Raw genomic sequence first — 16,446 nt, forward strand, 5'->3', positions numbered from 1 at the left:
CGGCCATGGGCGACACTCCCGGCCGCGAGGGGCCGACAGAGCCGACACTCGAAGAGCAGCTCGCCGCGTACCAGCGCGAGTTCCAGGACCTCGACCCCCAGGTCGAGAAGATCGTCTCGGCGTTGTCCCGCCTCAACCGCCGTATGAACGTGGCCTTCGGCCGCCAGACCGCCGAGCTCGGCATCACCAACGCCGACTGGGAGGTCCTCAAGGCCCTCGTCCTCTCCGGCGCCCCCTACCGCATGGGACCCGGCGACCTCGCCAAGCGGCTGGGCCTGACGCCGGCGGCCATGACCCACCGGATCGACCGCATGGTCGCCGAAGGACTCGTCAGCCGGGACCGGGACGAGACGAACCGGGTGCGGGTCATCGTCGAGGTCACGGACGCCGGCCGCGAGAAGTGGATGGAGGTGATGCGCATGTCGACGGTCTTCGAGGGGGACCTCCTCCAGGACCTCTCCACGGACGAGCGGACCGCCCTGGACGAGATGCTCACCCGTCTCCTGCGCAGGGTGGAGGACGCCCAGCCCGACGCCGGCGGACGCCTCACGGACCTGGACTGACCGACTGAAAAGATCTTGACAGGGCTCGCTTGACACTCCCCTGCCCGACCCGTAGTGTTCTTCGAGTTGCCATCAGGCCGTAACGGTTCTGCGGCAGCACCTCCGCCGCGACAGCGGCACTCACACCAACAGCATGACCTCCCCAGCGGACTGATTTCGGCGTGCCTGAATTCAATTCGCACGGGACTCCGCGACTCGGTTCGGATCCGAACGGCTCCGATTTGAGAAGCGGCGAGAGAGTCCGCTAAGGTTTGAGACGTCGGAACGGCCCAACAGCCGGAAAGACAAACCCCGCTGACTGGGGGTCAGGTTGAAGAAAAGGACCTGATAGAGTCGGAGCCGCCGGAAAGGGAAACGCGAAAAGCGCAGACCCGGAAGGCGAAACCCCGAGGAAATCGGACCGGAAAGATCTGATAGAGTCGGAAACGCAAGACCGAAGGGAAGCGCCCGGAGGAAAACCCGCCAGGGTGAGTACAAAGGAAGCGTCCGTTCCTTGAGAACTCAACAGCGTGCCAAAAATCAACGCCAGATATGTTGATACCCCGTCTCCGGCCTCCGGCCGGGACGCGGTTCCTTTGAAACACACAGCGAGGACGCTGTGAACCGCCGGATCATTCCTCCGGCGGTTCCGCTCCCGTGGTGTCCCCGGAACGCCGGGAAGCATTCACGGAGAGTTTGATCCTGGCTCAGGACGAACGCTGGCGGCGTGCTTAACACATGCAAGTCGAACGATGAAGCCCCTCGGGGCGGATTAGTGGCGAACGGGTGAGTAACACGTGGGCAATCTGCCCTGCACTTCGGGACAAGCCCTGGAAACGGGGTCTAATACCGGATACCCGTTTCCGCAGGCATCTGCGGAAACGGAAAGCTCCGGCGGTGCAGGATGAGCCCGCGGCCTATCAGCTGGTTGGTGAGGTAACGGCTCACCAAGGCGACGACGGGTAGCCGGCCTGAGAGGGCGACCGGCCACACTGGGACTGAGACACGGCCCAGACTCCTACGGGAGGCAGCAGTGGGGAATATTGCACAATGGGCGCAAGCCTGATGCAGCGACGCCGCGTGAGGGACGACGGCCTTCGGGTTGTAAACCTCTTTCAGCAGGGAAGAAGCGCAAGTGACGGTACCTGCAGAAGAAGCGCCGGCTAACTACGTGCCAGCAGCCGCGGTAATACGTAGGGCGCGAGCGTTGTCCGGAATTATTGGGCGTAAAGAGCTCGTAGGCGGCCTGTCGCGTCAATTGTGAAAGCCCGGGGCTCAACCCCGGGTCTGCAGTCGATACGGGCAGGCTAGAGTTCGGTAGGGGAGATCGGAATTCCTGGTGTAGCGGTGAAATGCGCAGATATCAGGAGGAACACCGGTGGCGAAGGCGGATCTCTGGGCCGACACTGACGCTGAGGAGCGAAAGCGTGGGGAGCGAACAGGATTAGATACCCTGGTAGTCCACGCCGTAAACGGTGGGCACTAGGTGTGGGCGACATTCCACGTCGTCCGCGCCGCAGCTAACGCATTAAGTGCCCCGCCTGGGGAGTACGGCCGCAAGGCTAAAACTCAAAGGAATTGACGGGGGCCCGCACAAGCAGCGGAGCATGTGGCTTAATTCGACGCAACGCGAAGAACCTTACCAAGGCTTGACATACACCGGAAACACCTGGAGACAGGTGCCCCCTTGTGGTCGGTGTACAGGTGGTGCATGGCTGTCGTCAGCTCGTGTCGTGAGATGTTGGGTTAAGTCCCGCAACGAGCGCAACCCTTGTCCCGTGTTGCCAGCACGTCCCTTCGGGGGTGGTGGGGACTCACGGGAGACCGCCGGGGTCAACTCGGAGGAAGGTGGGGACGACGTCAAGTCATCATGCCCCTTATGTCTTGGGCTGCACACGTGCTACAATGGCCGGTACAATGAGCTGCGATACCGCGAGGTGGAGCGAATCTCAAAAAGCCGGTCTCAGTTCGGATTGGGGTCTGCAACTCGACCCCATGAAGTCGGAGTTGCTAGTAATCGCAGATCAGCATCGCTGCGGTGAATACGTTCCCGGGCCTTGTACACACCGCCCGTCACGTCACGAAAGTCGGTAACACCCGAAGCCGGTGGCCCAACCCCTTGCGGGAGGGAGCCGTCGAAGGTGGGACTGGCGATTGGGACGAAGTCGTAACAAGGTAGCCGTACCGGAAGGTGCGGCTGGATCACCTCCTTTCTAAGGAGCACTTCTCACCGGCCTCCGGGCCGGTCAGGGGCCAGTACACCGGCGTACGTCCGGTGCTGGTTGCTCATGGGTGGAACGTTGATTAGTCGGCACTCTTGATCGTCTTCTCCGTCCAGTACGGCCCGTCAGGGCATGGAACGCCGGGGGAAGCGGCAGGGGTGCCGGGCACGCTGTTGGGTGTCTGAGGGTACGGCCGCGAGGCCGGGAAGCCTTCGACGCCGACCCCGGTACAGCACCGCCCCTGGCGGTGTGTGACGGGTGGTTGGTCGTTGTTTGAGAACTGCACAGTGGACGCGAGCATCTGTGGCCAAGTTTTTAAGGGCGCACGGTGGATGCCTTGGCACCAGGAACCGATGAAGGACGTGGGAGGCCACGATAGTCCCCGGGGAGCCGTCAACCAGGCTGTGATCCGGGGGTTTCCGAATGGGGAAACCCGGCAGTCGTCATGGGCTGTCACCCTTGCCTGAACACATAGGGCAAGCGGAGGGAACGCGGGGAAGTGAAACATCTCAGTACCCGCAGGAAGAGAAAACAACCGTGATTCCGGGAGTAGTGGCGAGCGAAACCGGACGAGGCCAAACCTACGACGTGTGAGACCCGGCAGGGGTTGCGTCGTGGGGGTTGTGGGATCTCTCTTCCACGGTCTGCCGGCCGTGGGACGAGTCAGAAACCGCTGAGGTAGACGAAGGACATGCGAAAGGTCCGGCGCAGAGGGTAAGACCCCCGTAGTCGAAACGTCAGCGGCTCGTTGGAGAGACACCCAAGTAGCACGGGGCCCGAGAAATCCCGTGTGAATCCGGCGGGACCACCCGTCAAGCCTAAATATTCCCTGGTGACCGATAGCGGACAGTACCGTGAGGGAATGGTGAAAAGTACCGCGGGAGCGGAGTGAAATAGTACCTGAAACCGTGTGCCTACAAGCCGTGGGAGCGTCGCATGCAGGCTTGCCTGCATGTCGTGACTGCGTGCCTTTTGAAGAATGAGCCTGCGAGTTTGCGGTGTGTTGCGAGGTTAACCCGGGTGGGGAAGCCGTAGCGAAAGCGAGTCCGAACAGGGCGCCGAAGTAGCACGCTCAAGACCCGAAGCGGAGTGATCTAGCCATGGGCAGGTTGAAGCGGAGGTAAGACTTCGTGGAGGACCGAACCCACCAGGGTTGAAAACCTGGGGGATGACCTGTGGTTAGGGGTGAAAGGCCAATCAAACTCCGTGATAGCTGGTTCTCCCCGAAATGCATTTAGGTGCAGCGTCGCGTGTTTCTTGCCGGAGGTAGAGCACTGGATAGGCGATGGGCCCTACCGGGTTACTGACCTTAGCCAAACTCCGAATGCCGGTAAGTGAGAGCGCGGCAGTGAGACCGTGGGGGATAAGCTCCATGGTCGAGAGGGAAACAGCCCAGAGCATCGACTAAGGCCCCCAAGCGTACGCTAAGTGGGAAAGGATGTGGAGTCGCACAGACAACCAGGAGGTTGGCTTAGAAGCAGCCATCCTTGAAAGAGTGCGTAATAGCTCACTGGTCTAGTGATTCCGCGCCGACAATGTAGCGGGGCTCAAGCGTACCGCCGAAGTCGTGTCATTGCGATATCAACCCCCAACGGGGATCGTGATGGGTAGGGGAGCGTCGTGTGCCGGGTGAAGCAGCCGCGGAAGCGAGTTGTGGACGGTTCACGAGTGAGAATGCAGGCATGAGTAGCGATACACACGTGAGAAACGTGTGCGCCGATTGACCAAGGGTTCCTGGGTCAAGCTGATCTGCCCAGGGTAAGTCGGGACCTAAGGCGAGGCCGACAGGCGTAGTCGATGGACAACCGGTTGATATTCCGGTACCCGCTGTGAAGCGCAAGACATCGAACCAGGCGATGCTAAGTCCGTGAAGCCGCCCCGATCTCTTCGGAGTTGAGGGGAGTGGTGGAGCCGACGGACCAGACCTGCAGTAGGTGAGTGATGGGGTGACGCAGGAAGGCAGTCCAGCCCGGGCGGTGGTTGTCCCGGGGTAAGGGTGTAGCCCGAGTGGTAGGCAAATCCGCCACTCATCCAGGGTGAGACCCGATGCCGAGCCGATTGTGGCGAAGTGGATGATCCTATGCTGTCGAGAAAAGCCTCTAGCGAGTTTCATGGCGGCCCGTACCCTAAACCGACTCAGGTGGTCAGGTAGAGAATACCGAGGCGTTCGGGTGAACTATGGTTAAGGAACTCGGCAAAATGCCCCCGTAACTTCGGGAGAAGGGGGGCCATCACCGGTGAGCACTCTTGCAGTGTGAGCTGGGGGTGGCCGCAGAGACCAGCGAGAAGCGACTGTTTACTAAAAACACAGGTCCGTGCGAAGCCGTAAGGCGAGGTATACGGACTGACGCCTGCCCGGTGCTGGAACGTTAAGGGGACCGGTCAGCTCCATTTCGGTGGGGCGAAGCTGAGAACTTAAGCGCCAGTAAACGGCGGTGGTAACTATAACCATCCTAAGGTAGCGAAATTCCTTGTCGGGTAAGTTCCGACCTGCACGAATGGCGTAACGACTTCTCGACTGTCTCAACCATAGGCCCGGTGAAATTGCACTACGAGTAAAGATGCTCGTTTCGCGCAGCAGGACGGAAAGACCCCGGGACCTTTACTACAGTTTGATATTGGTGTTCGGTTCGGCTTGTGTAGGATAGCTGGGAGACTGTGAGCCCGCCACGCCAGTGGTGGGGGAGTCGTCGTTGAAATACCAGTCTGGTCGTGCTGGATGTCTAACCTGGGTCCGTGATCCGGATCAGGGACAGTGTCTGATGGGTAGTTTAACTGGGGCGGTTGCCTCCTAAAGAGTAACGGAGGCGCCCAAAGGTTCCCTCAGCCTGGTTGGCAATCAGGTGGTGAGTGTAAGTGCACAAGGGAGCTTGACTGTGAGACCGACGGGTCGAGCAGGGACGAAAGTCGGGACTAGTGATCCGGCGGTGGCTTGTGGAAGCGCCGTCGCTCAACGGATAAAAGGTACCCCGGGGATAACAGGCTGATCTTCCCCAAGAGTCCATATCGACGGGATGGTTTGGCACCTCGATGTCGGCTCGTCGCATCCTGGGGCTGGAGTCGGTCCCAAGGGTTGGGCTGTTCGCCCATTAAAGCGGTACGCGAGCTGGGTTTAGAACGTCGTGAGACAGTTCGGTCCCTATCCGCTGCGCGCGCAGGAGTCTTGAGAAGGGCTGTCCCTAGTACGAGAGGACCGGGACGGACGAACCTCTGGTGTGCCAGTTGTCCTGCCAAGGGCATGGCTGGTTGGCTACGTTCGGGAGGGATAACCGCTGAAAGCATCTAAGCGGGAAGCCTGCTTCGAGATGAGGGCTCCCACCCACTTGATGGGGTAAGGCTCCCAGTAGACGACTGGGTTGATAGGCCGGATATGGAAGCGCCGTAAGGTGTGGAGTTGACCGGTACTAATAGGCCGAGGGCTTGTCCTCAGTTGCTCGCGTCCACTGTGTTGGTTCTGAAACCACGAACGACCCCATGCCGGGCCACGGCGTGGTGCGGTTGAGTGTTTCATAGTGTTTCGGTGGTCATAGCGTAGGGGAAACGCCCGGTTACATTCCGAACCCGGAAGCTAAGCCTTATAGCGCCGATGGTACTGCAGGGGGGACCCTGTGGGAGAGTAGGACGCCGCCGAACAAATTGTGGGAGAGCCCCGCACCGATATGGTGCGGGGCTTTCTGCATTTCCCGTTGGGTTTATGACGGCTCCACCAGTTTTGTGTCGTACGCCAGGATCACTGCCTGGATGCGGTCCCTCGAGCCCGTCTTTGCGAGAATGCGGCCCACGTGTGTTTTCACCGTTGATTCGGCGAGGTGGAGGCGGGTGGCGATCTCCGTGTTGGTCCAGCCCTGACCGATAACCGTGAGGATCTCGCGTTCGCGCTCGGTGAGAGCGCCCAGGCGGGGGTCGGTGTGCGGGGTTGTGGGCGGGGACGTGCCCTGGCGAGTCGGTGTCGGCAAGTGGTGGACGTAGGCGTCCAGGAGACGGCGGGTCAGGCCGGGCGCGACGACCGCGTCCCCGGTGGCGACGGAGCGGATGCCGGAGAGGAGCTCCTCCGGCTGGGCGTCCTTGACCAGGAAGCCGGAGGCGCCGGCACGGAGTCCTGCGTAGGCGTACTCGTCGAGGTCGAACGTCGTGAGGATGAGGACACGGGTGCGGTCGCCGGCGGCGACGATGCGGCGGGTGGCCTCGATGCCGTCCATGCCGGGCATGCGGATGTCCATCAGGACGACGTCGGGGTGCAGTTCGGCCGTCAGACGGATTGCTTCGCTGCCTCCCGATGCCTCGCCGAGGACTGTCATGTCGTCCTGGCTCTCCAGCAGCATGCGGAAGCCGAATCGCTGAAGGGGCTGGTCGTCGGCGATGAGGACGGTGGTCACTGCGGGGGTTCCTCCGGAAGGTGCAGGTGGACGCGCCAGCCCTGTTCGGGGCGGGGCCGTGGGCCGGCTTCAAGTGTGCCGCCGTACAGGGCGGTTCGCTCACGCATTCCGGGGAGGCCGCGCCCGTCGGCGGGAGTGTCCGTTCCGGTGGTCCCCGTGTTTCCGGCCGTTCCGGTGTCGGTGATCGTGGCCGTGACGGAGCCCTGGTCGCCGTAGGCGAGGGTGATCTCGGCGGTGGTGTTCGGGCCGGCGTGCTTGAGTGTGTTGGTGAGGGCTTCCTGGATGACACGGTAGACGGTGAGCTGGCGGCCTGGGGGAAGGCCAGCCCGGCCGTCGACGGTGGTGTGGACGGGGAGGCCCGCGGCGCGGACGCCGTTGATGAGCTGCTCGAGGTCGGTGAGGGTGGGCTGGGGAGTCAGCTCGGCGGGGTGGTGGCTGCTCTCGTCGTCCCGCAGGACGTCCAGGAGGCGACGGAGTTCGCTCATCGCCTGGCGGCTGGTGGTGCCGATGGCGTCCAGTGCCTGAGCGGTGCGTTCCGGGGACTTGGTGGCCGCGTACTTGCCGCCGTCGGCCAAGCCCGTGATGACGGAGAGGTTGTGGCCGATGATGTCGTGCATCTCGCGGGCGATGCGGGCGCGTTCGGCTGCGGTGGCGAGCTGGGCCTGCTGGTCGCGTTCGATCTCGAGGCGGCGGGCCCGGTCCTCCAGGGCCTCGGTGTAGTTCCGGCGGGTGCGGACCGTGACGCCGATGAGGGCCGCCACGATGACGGACGTCAGCTGCGAGCCGATCTGCTGACTCCAGTCGCCCTCCCCGTGGCGGGCCGTGGAGACCGCGACCGGTGTGAGGACGAGGGCGGTCGTCCACCACAGGTATCGCAAGGGGAGGCGCAGGGCGATGTGGTGGACGGCGACGAGTTGTAGCAGGGCTGCCTGGAGGACAGCGCCTGACCAGGCGTTGACCAGGGCGAACGGCGCCATGGCGAGCAGGACCGCCGCGGGGTGGGTGCGGCGCCACAGGAGAGGGAGGGACAGGCCCAGACTCAGGACGAGCAGGAGAGGGCCGGGGGTGTCCGGGTTGTGGGTGACGGTGCGCCATCCGCCGCCGGCGTAGTCGATGAGGGCGGCCGTCGTCCAGAAGCCGGTGAAGTGCAGGTCCCACAGCAGCGGGTGGCGCCGGTCGAACGCGCGCACCCGCTGGTTGAGGCGTTGCACGTACTGGGTGAGAGGTTCCGTGGGCCGTTCCGATGGCCGTTCTGCCGTGGGTGTCTCCCGGTCGTCGTTCGCCACGAGGCTCATGGTGGCCGGTCCGGCCGTCGGGCGGAACACGGTGGGCGCCACGGCGGTCAGACGTCCCGGCGGCGCAGGGTCACTGCCGCTGCCGGGAGGGAGGTCGCCGCCCACAGGGTCAGGGCGAGCAGCGCGGCGTCAGGAGCCGCCGCACCCGGGCCGTGCTGGGCGGCGGTGAGGGACTCCAGGGCCTTGGCGGGGAAGTGGCGGACGGCGTCCTCGACGACGGAACGGGGGAGCATCCGCAGGACCTCGAGGACGATCATGACGAGACCGATGCAGGCGCCGGGTGGGCGGCGTGGGAGCGGCCGGTGACGGTGGCGTGGCCGTGGGTGGGGGCGTCCAGGCCGAGGATCATGCGCAGGGTGGTGGACTTGCCGGCGCCGTTCGGGCCGAGGAAGCCGGTGATGGTGCCGGGGCGGACGGTGAAGGACAGGTCGGTGACGACGGTCCGGTCGCCGTGGTGTTCGGTGAGTTCCTGTGCCGTAACCATGGTTCGATGCTCGTCCGCGCGAGGGTGGCGGGCGTCGGACCGCGGGCAGTATTTCGGGTGAGGGCGGTGGTACCCCGGTACTACGGTGGCCGGTATGACTACTACGCGTTCCGGGACGGGGATCGGCACCGCTTTCGGGGACTATGTGATCCGGCAGGTGCGGGCCGAGGAGTGGGCCGCGGTGAAGGGGTTGCGGCTCATCGCGCTGCGGGACCCGGTCGCGGACATCGCCTTTCTGGAGACGTACGAGACGGCGGTGACGCGGCCCGACACGTACTGGCAGGAGCGGACGGCGCGGGCGGCCGAGGGTGCGGACGGGATGCGGCAGTTCATCGCCGAGACGGCGGACGGTACCTGGGTGGGGTCGGTCGCCCTGCTGGTCGAGGAGCCCGGTACGAAGGACTTGGCCGGGTTTCGCGTCGAGCGGCGGCAGGGGCATCTTGTCGGGGTGTTCGTACGGCCCGAGTATCGGGGGAACGGGCTCACCAAGGCGTTGTTCGAGGCTGCGTTGGAGTGGGCGTGGGGGGTGGGATTGGAGCGGGTGCGGCTCATCGTGCACCCGGACAATGTGCGTGCCCTCGGTTTCTACCGCAAGGCGGGCTTCGTGGAGAGCGGGGTGAGCCTGCCGTTGGCGGGGAGGCCGGACGAGTACGAGTTGGAGATGGTTGTCGAGCGGTGACCTGCGGTGCCTACACCGGCAGTTCGTCGTGGGGCCAGCGGGTGCGGGCCTGTTCGCGGGAGCGGAGGAGGGCCAGGGTGGGCAGGCCCCGGTCCGCGCCGGTGGTCAGGAGCTCCGGGAGCCGGGGGAGGGGGGCCACGGCCGCCACGTCGTCCAGGACCAGGGTGAATGGTGGGTCGAGCCGACCGGAGGATGACCGTTCGGCCATGCGCCGGCCGTGCTCGACCACGCTTGCGGTGAGGGCCGTCAGCAACGGCATCGCACCTGGCTGGGTGCGGGGATCCTCGATGGATTCACCCACCACATAAAGCGTGCCCGTTTCGTGGACGAAGGAATCCAGGGCGAGGGCATCAGTTCGGTTCGGAGTGCAGGCTTCGCGGATGTTGACCGTGAGCAGGGCGGAGAGCGCACGCGTCGTCAGTTGCTGGGCCATGTCCCGGCGTTCCGGGTAGGCGGTGAGGGCGGCCTCGAGTTCGCCCGCGGCGCCCGGGGCGGCCTGGGGGTGGGTCCGCAGCACGCGGACCGCGTCCTGGACCTGGGTGCCCTGCGCCCAGCGGTGGACGTGGCGGACGGTGCGGCCGTCGAGGGCGGCGGCGTGCAGGTAGCTGCGCAGGAGGGTCTGGGCGGTGTCGCTGACGGCCTGGTCGAGCCGGGAGGCGGGGCGGACCGGGGCCAGCAGGGCGGCGGCGCGGGCGACGGCCGTCTCCTTGTCCTCGCAGCCGGCTGTGGGGGACCAGTGGAGGCGGGCCGGGGTGTCGCAGCGGTGGGTCGGGTCGTAGAGGTGGGTGGGGCCGAGCTTCGCCCGTGCGTCCTTGGTCTCCGCCCAGAGGGAGGGGTCGGAGGTGACGACGAGGGCGGGGCCCTCCGCGTCCCGTACGGCCGAGGCGGCGATGGTGTGCCGGGTGGCCGGGGAGCCGTAGAACACCGGGTGGGTCGAGAGCGCCGGAGGTGCTGCCGAGTGCGCTGGGCCTGCCGGGTCCGCTGAGGGGGTGGCTTCCTGTGGTGGCACTGTTTCCCGTTCCCGTTCCCGTGCGGGCTCGGGTGCTGCTCTCGGTGTCGGTACCTCGTGCCGGATCGGTTCAGGTTTTGGTTCCGGCGCCGCGGTCGCGCCCGCGGTGGCCCGCTCCGCCTTCCGCCGGGCCCGTACCGCCCGCCAGCGGGTCACCGTGCCCAGGACGAAGAGGGTGAGGACGAGCAGCAGCATCAGCTGGCCGATGAACAGGCCCCAGAACAGCCCGTACCCCGAGAGGGTGGAGGCGGGGGCGTCCGGCCAGGCGCTCGGGATGTCGTGGGGCTCGGCGACGAGGTGCCGTATGGCGACCGGGGTGCGGGTGAAGGTGACGCCGGACGGCCAGGAGCCGCGGGCGACGAGGCCCGCGAGGCCGGTGGCCGTCCAGACCAGCAGGGTGATGCCGAGCAGGAACGCGAGCAGTCCGACCAGCAGTCCGTCCGGGATGCCGCCCTGGCCGTTCCGTCCGTGGCCGTTGCCGTGGCCGTCAGGTCTCATGCGTGGTGCCTTTCCCTGTCGCCCCGGAACCCCGAAGTGCCGAAGCCCCGACGCTCTTACGCCACCGTCGACCGGGAGTCGCCGACGTGCTGTTCCACGAAGGCCGCGGCCCGCTCCTCCGCCTCCAGTTCGGCGGCGAGCAGGGCGTCGTGGGGCAGGTCGGCGGAGGACTCGGTCATCGCGCGGTCGGTGAAGACCAGCGGGCGCTCGGTCTCGGTGATCAGGTGTTTGACCACCTGCACATTGCCGTTGACGTCCCAGACCGCGATGCCCGGGGTGAGCGAGGGGATGATCTCCACCGCCCACCGGGGCAGGCCCAGCACTCTGCCCGTCGCCCGTGCCTCGTCGGCCTTCTGGGCGTAGATGGTCCGGGTCGACGCCATCTTCAGGATGGCCGCCGCCTCCTTGGCCGCCGCCCCGTCCACCACGTCGGACAGGTGGTGGACGACCGCGACGAAGGACAGGCCGAGCCGGCGGCCGAACTTCAGCAGCCGCTGGAACAGCTGGGCGACGAACGGGCTGTTGATGATGTGCCAGGCCTCCTCGACCAGGAAGATGCGCTTCTTCCGGTCGGGGCGGATCCAGGTGTGCTCCAGCCAGACGCCGACGATCGCCATCAGGATCGGCATGGCGATGGAGTTGCGGTCGATGTGGGACAGGTCGAAGACGATCAGCGGCGCGTCCAGGTCGATGCCGACCGTCGTCGGGCCGTCGAACATGCCGCGCAGGTCACCGTCGACGAGCCGGTCGAGGACCAGGGCGACGTCCAGGCCCCAGGCCCGTACGTCGTCTATGGCCACGTTCATCGCCTCCGCCGACTCCGGTTCGGGGTGGCGCAGCCGCTCGACGATGTCGGTGAGGACCGGCTGGCGTTCGACGATGCTCTCGGTGACGTAGGCGTGCGCGACCTTGAGCGCGAAGCCGGAGCGCTCGTCGAGGCCGCGGCCCATCGCGACCTCGATGATGGTGCGCAGCAGCGCGAGCTGGCCCGTCGTGGTGATGGTCGGGTCGAGCGGGTTGAGCCGGATGCCGTGGTTCAGGGCGGCCGTCGGGTCCAGCCGGATGGGGGTGATGCCCAGTTCCTGCGCGATGAGGTTCCACTCGCCGACCCCGTCCTCGCCCTGGGCGTCCAGGACGACGACCTGGCGGTCGCGGAAGCGCAGCTGGCGCAGGACGTACGTCTTCTCCAGGGCCGACTTGCCGTTGCCGGACTCGCCGAGGACCAGCCAGTGCGGCGCGGGCAGCTGCTGGCCGTAGAGCTGGAACGGGTCGTAGATGTAGCCCTTGCCGGAGTAGACCTCGCGGCCGATGATGACGCCGGAGTCGCCGAGGCCGGGGGCGGCCGTCGGCAGGTAGACGGCCTGCGCCTGGCCGGTGGACGTGCGCACCGGCAGCCGTGTCGTCTCGACCTTCCCGAACAGGAAGGACGTGAAGGCGTCGGTGACGACGGACAGCGGATCCCGCATCGGACTCAGCCCCTACCTTCGAATGCCGGTGGCGAACGGGAGTGTGTTCACGAAGGCGCGGTGGTGCTCGCGGTCGCACCACTCCAGCTTCAGGTACGACTTTCCGGCCGAGGCCCGGATGGTCCGCTTGTCGCGGGCCAGCGCCTCGGGATTGCGGGAGGAGACGGTGATGTAGCCGACGAGGTTGACGCCGGCCGCGCCGCTGGCGAGGTCCTCGCCGCGCTGGTCGAGCCGGCCGTGCGCGGCGATGTCGCGCGGGTCGACCGTGCGGTTCATCTTCGCGGCGCGGGACGCGTCGGCCTCGTCGTTGGTCTTCTCCGTCAGCATGCGCTCGATGGCGACCTCGGTGGGTTCCAGGTCCATCGTGACGGCGACGGTACGGATCACGTCCGGGGTGTGGACGAGGAGCGGCGCGAGGAAGTTGACGCCCACCGGGGTCATCGGCCACTCCTTGATCCAGGCCGTGGCGTGGCACCAGGGGGCGCGGGTGGAGGACTCGCGGGTCTTGGCCTGGAGGTAGGTGGGCTCCATGGCGTCCAGCTCGGCCGGCCAGGCGTTGCGCTTGGTCATCGCCTGGATGTGGTCGATGGGGTGGTCCGGGTCGTACATGGAGTGGATCAGCGAGGACAGCCTGCTCTGGCCGAGCGGCTGCCGTACGCGGATGTCGGCCTCCTGGAGCCGGGAGCAGATGTCGGTCAGCTCACGGGCCATGACGACGGCCAGCCCGGCGTCCCGGTCCACCTTGCGGCGGCTCTGGGTGCGCATCGCGCGGGCCATCGCGTTGGCCTCGGAGGCCAGATCACGCGTGTAGTGCATGCAGGCGACGAGATAGGCACGGTGCTGTTCGCTGCTGGTCGACACCATCGACTGCAGCTGGTCGTACGACTGCTGGAGCCACGGCGGCGCCTTCTCGTCCCCGCGCAGGGAGACGTCCTTGGCGTGCGCGTCGGGGTCGGCGGGCAGGGTGCGGGCGAGCATCTGGATGCGGGTGACGAAGCCGTCGCCGTTCGCCACGTGCTTGAGCAGCGTGCCGAAGCGGTCGACGAGCGCCTCCTGGTCCTCGGAGTCGCGCAGGCCCACGCCGGGGCCCTCGATCTCGATGGCCGCGGTGACCGTCTTGCGGTCCGCGTGCAGCTGTACGGCGATCTCGTCGGGCCCGAAGGGGGCGGCGAGCCAGGTGATCCGCCCGATCCCGGGCGGCGGCCCGACCTCGACCTCCCGGCCGTCCAGCCGGGTGCCCGCTTCCACGACACCCGAGCGGTACGTCGTGCCCTGGCGCACGCTCCGCCGGTAGCTCCGGTTGATCTCGAACCACTTGTAGAACGTGCGGCCCCGGTACGGCACGTACACGGCGGCCAGCGCGATCATCGGGAGGCCCGCGAGCAGCACGATCCGCACGGACAGCACGGGGACGAGGAGACCGGCCATCATGCCGAAGAACGCGCCCAGGACGATCAGCGCGATCTCCCCGGTCTCCCGATTGCGGCCGACGATCGCGTTCGGCCGGGCCCGGCCGATCAGATACGTACGGCGGGGCGTGACCGGATGGGACAGGTGGGAATCGGTCGTCAACGCCCTTCACCTCCCGTGCTGTTGGTACTGCTGCTGTTGCTCCGGCCGGCGTGCGGTGTGGCCACCGGGCTGCCCGAGCGGGGTGCGGGTGCGGCAGGTGCGGCGGAGGGGACAGATCCGCCGCCACCGTTCGAGGGGCGCGAGCTGTGCGCGGCGACTCCGCCGGAGGCGGGGTTGGAGGGGCGCGCGCCGCCGGACGACGAGGACTGGCCGCCCCCGTGGCTGTCGGCGCGGGTGCTGTGGGTCTTGATGCCCTGCGCGACCATGGTCGCGGGGGAGCTCATGACCGCGGCGGCCTTGCTCTCGGCGCCCTGCATGATGCGGTTGTTGCGGGAGTTGGCGATCTCGTCGCCGAAGCCCGGCACGAAGCGGTAGATCATCGCGCTGGCGAAGATGGCCAGCAGGATGATGGCGAGGCCCGACACCACGGCGGAGAAGGCGTTGGGCCCGTCGTCGGAGGACAGCGCGCCCGCCAGGCCCAGCACGATGACGATGACCGGTTTCACCAGGATCACCGCGATCATGATGCCCGCCCAGCGCCGGACGTGCCCCCACAGGTTCTTGTCGACCAGCCCCGCGTACACGACGGTGCCGAGCAGCGCGCCCACGTAGAGCAGGGCCGCGCGGATGACCAGCTCCAGCCACAGGACGCCGGCCGCGAGGATCGACACCAGCGAGACGATGATCAGCATGATCGGGCCGCCGCCGATGTCCTCGCCCTTCTCCAGGGCGCCCGCGAACGTGCCGAAGAACGTGTCCGTCTGGTTGCCCGTCGCCGTCGCCAGGACGTCGGTCACGCTGTCCGTGGCCGACACGACGGTGTAGAGGATCAGCGGGGTGAACGCCGAGGCCAGCACCGTGAGCCAGAGGAAGCCGATGGCCTCCGAGAGGGCGGTCGTGAGGGGGACGCCTCGTACGGCCCGCTTGGCGACGGCCAGCAGCCACAGCAGGAGCGTCAGGATCGTCGAGGCGGCGAAGACGACGGCGTACTGCTGGCGGAACGTCGGGTTGGTGAAGTCCACGGCGGCCGTCTCGTCGACGGCGTCGCTGAGCTTCTTGATGGTCCAGGAGGCGGCGTCGGCGCAGCCCCTTGCCAGGGCGGCGAGGGGGTCGAGGGCGGTGGTGGGGTCGCTGAGGCTGCCGGCTCCGCCGGACCCGCCGGATCCTCCGCCCTCGCCGCGTTCGCAGTAGTCCTTGGCAGGCCCGACGATGAGGTCGCAGTTGTTGTCCGACGGGGTCGGTGACGGAGTGGGGGCCGCGACGGCCCGGGTGGCCAGCAGCAGGACTGCGGCTTGAGCGGCTGTGACGATGGCGGCGACTTTGAGTACGCGGCGTTGGCTACCGGGCATAGGTGAAGCCTCCGTACTCCTTGACGGCTTTGGCCATCTCCTCGGCGGTGGACGCCTTGTCGTCTCCCGGAACGGGCGCGGGGCCGTCCTTCTGAGAGAAGCTGTCGATCTTCCAGTCGCCATCCGCCCAGTGCAACTGGAGGGTCATGGTGAACCAGTCGCTGGTGACCGGGTTGGTCGTGCTCTCACCGGTGGTGCCGAACACGCCGGAGCACCAGACCTCGACGGCGGTGGCTGCGTCCGAGTAGTTCGTGACCTTCGTTCCGACCGGCATGGTGCGCGAGACGTAGGTGCTGCCCGGGGCCGCTTCGCCCTTCTCGTCGAGACCGATGTTGCTCAGGAACTCCTTGCTGTACGCCTTGTTGAACCGGTCCTCCAGGGAGGCCTGTTTGTCGGCGACGAAGAGCTGCTGGACGATCCTGCTCCGCTGAGCGGGCTTGAGGATGTCGGCCGAAACCAGCGTCACCGCGTAGTTCGCCGCCGCGCTCTCCGCGCCCTGGCGGTTGTGGGCGAAGCCTGAGGGGATGCCTGCCGTTTTCGACTGGACCGGCTTCTCCCCGGAGGGGGCCGTCGCGGCCGCCTTCGGGGAGTCGTCGGTCTCGTCCGATGGCACATCGTCTCCTCCACGGTTCGCGAAGGCGATCGCGGCGATCAGGAGCACCACCACGCCGACCACCGTGACCAGGCTGCGCGACGACGTACGGCCACCTCTGCGCCCACCGGCGTACGGGCTGACGTCCGCCTCCGGCAGGCGGGTGTGGGTCTGGCCCGTACCGCCGTACCCGCCGGAGCTCCCGTGTTCGTCTCCGAGACTCATGCCGCGTACGCCCCCTCAGCGTCGTGCGGAAACACCTCGTACTCCGCGTACTCCTTGTACGACGGTAGCCGTGCTGGTCCCCGCGCGGGCGCGGTGTTATGAGTCGACATCAGGGAAACGCAACCTCAGCCGGTGGG

At 66.7% G+C, this 16,446-nt stretch carries 10 protein-coding genes, 3 rRNA genes and 1 pseudogene; 5 read left to right on the forward strand and 9 right to left on the reverse strand.

Features of this window, described 5'->3' with window-relative positions:
• Nucleotides 1-5 precede the first annotated feature (5 nt).
• The 4 genes from ACTWJ9_RS17445 (at nt 6) to rrf (ending at nt 6,397) form a co-directional block, all read left to right on the forward strand.
• The gene (locus ACTWJ9_RS17445; protein ID WP_279335158.1) at nt 6-563 is read left to right on the forward strand and encodes a MarR family winged helix-turn-helix transcriptional regulator; all 558 of its coding nucleotides are present in this window, start codon (nt 6-8) and stop codon (nt 561-563) included.
• A 663-nt stretch (nt 564-1,226) separates the two neighbouring features.
• A 16S ribosomal RNA gene (locus ACTWJ9_RS17450) occupies nt 1,227-2,755 on the forward strand.
• Nucleotides 2,756-3,069: 314 nt separating this feature from the next.
• A 23S ribosomal RNA gene (locus ACTWJ9_RS17455) occupies nt 3,070-6,192 on the forward strand.
• An 88-nt stretch (nt 6,193-6,280) separates the two neighbouring features.
• Nucleotides 6,281-6,397 (forward strand): 5S ribosomal RNA (rrf, locus tag ACTWJ9_RS17460).
• Together the 16S, 23S and 5S rRNA genes form the textbook arrangement of a ribosomal RNA operon.
• A 59-nt stretch (nt 6,398-6,456) precedes the next feature.
• Here rrf and ACTWJ9_RS17465 read toward each other — a convergent pair.
• From ACTWJ9_RS17465 to ACTWJ9_RS17480, 4 genes and pseudogenes are all read right to left on the reverse strand, one after another.
• On the reverse strand, nt 6,457-7,140 hold the full coding sequence (locus ACTWJ9_RS17465) for a response regulator transcription factor (protein ID WP_279335159.1): 684 nt from the start codon (nt 7,138-7,140) through the stop codon (nt 6,457-6,459).
• Entirely contained in the window at nt 7,137-8,435 is a 1,299-nt protein-coding gene (locus ACTWJ9_RS17470; protein ID WP_279335160.1) for a sensor histidine kinase, read from the reverse strand. Before ACTWJ9_RS17470 ends, ACTWJ9_RS17465 begins: the two co-directional genes overlap by 4 nt.
• 47 nt (nt 8,436-8,482) lie before the next feature.
• The gene (locus ACTWJ9_RS17475; RefSeq protein ID WP_279335161.1) at nt 8,483-8,692 is read right to left on the reverse strand and encodes a hypothetical protein; all 210 of its coding nucleotides are present in this window, start codon (nt 8,690-8,692) and stop codon (nt 8,483-8,485) included.
• A gap of 14 nt (nt 8,693-8,706) precedes the next feature.
• A pseudogene (locus ACTWJ9_RS17480) lies at nt 8,707-8,919 on the reverse strand (ATP-binding cassette domain-containing protein); the annotation flags it as partial.
• Nucleotides 8,920-9,013: 94 nt separating this feature from the next.
• On the opposite strand from ACTWJ9_RS17480, the gene ACTWJ9_RS17485 reads away from it, so the two are divergent.
• A complete protein-coding gene (locus ACTWJ9_RS17485; RefSeq protein ID WP_443294399.1) occupies nt 9,014-9,598 on the forward strand; it encodes a GNAT family N-acetyltransferase in 585 nt (194 codons plus the stop codon).
• Nucleotides 9,599-9,608: 10 nt separating this feature from the next.
• Here the strand turns inward: ACTWJ9_RS17485 and ACTWJ9_RS17490 are convergent, their stop codons facing one another.
• Genes ACTWJ9_RS17490 through ACTWJ9_RS17510 form a run of 5 tightly spaced genes read right to left on the reverse strand, consistent with a single transcriptional unit; the run spans nt 9,609 to nt 16,309 of the window.
• Entirely contained in the window at nt 9,609-11,105 is a 1,497-nt protein-coding gene (locus ACTWJ9_RS17490) for a type VI secretion protein (protein WP_443294400.1), read from the reverse strand.
• Between the two features lie 56 nt (nt 11,106-11,161).
• Nucleotides 11,162-12,571: an ATP-binding protein gene (locus ACTWJ9_RS17495; RefSeq protein WP_279335163.1), complete on the reverse strand. Its 1,410-nt coding sequence runs from the start codon at nt 12,569-12,571 to the stop codon at nt 11,162-11,164.
• Between the two features lie 12 nt (nt 12,572-12,583).
• Nucleotides 12,584-14,143 carry an SCO6880 family protein gene (locus ACTWJ9_RS17500; RefSeq protein ID WP_387035831.1) on the reverse strand — a complete coding sequence of 520 codons (1,560 nt, stop codon included), beginning with the start codon at nt 14,141-14,143 and terminating at the stop codon, nt 12,584-12,586.
• Nucleotides 14,140-15,492: a hypothetical protein gene (locus ACTWJ9_RS17505; RefSeq protein WP_443294401.1), complete on the reverse strand. Its 1,353-nt coding sequence runs from the start codon at nt 15,490-15,492 to the stop codon at nt 14,140-14,142. The genes ACTWJ9_RS17500 and ACTWJ9_RS17505 overlap by 4 nt, the downstream gene beginning before the upstream one ends.
• Nucleotides 15,482-16,309 (reverse strand): hypothetical protein, encoded by an 828-nt coding sequence (locus ACTWJ9_RS17510; RefSeq protein WP_443294402.1) that lies wholly within the window; start codon nt 16,307-16,309, stop codon nt 15,482-15,484. Before ACTWJ9_RS17510 ends, ACTWJ9_RS17505 begins: the two co-directional genes overlap by 11 nt.
• Between the last annotated feature and the right edge of the window lie 137 nt (nt 16,310-16,446).

The organism is Streptomyces sp. GDS52 (genome assembly GCF_052246875.1).
Taxonomy (GTDB): Bacteria; Actinomycetota; Actinomycetes; order Streptomycetales; family Streptomycetaceae; genus Streptomyces; species Streptomyces cathayae.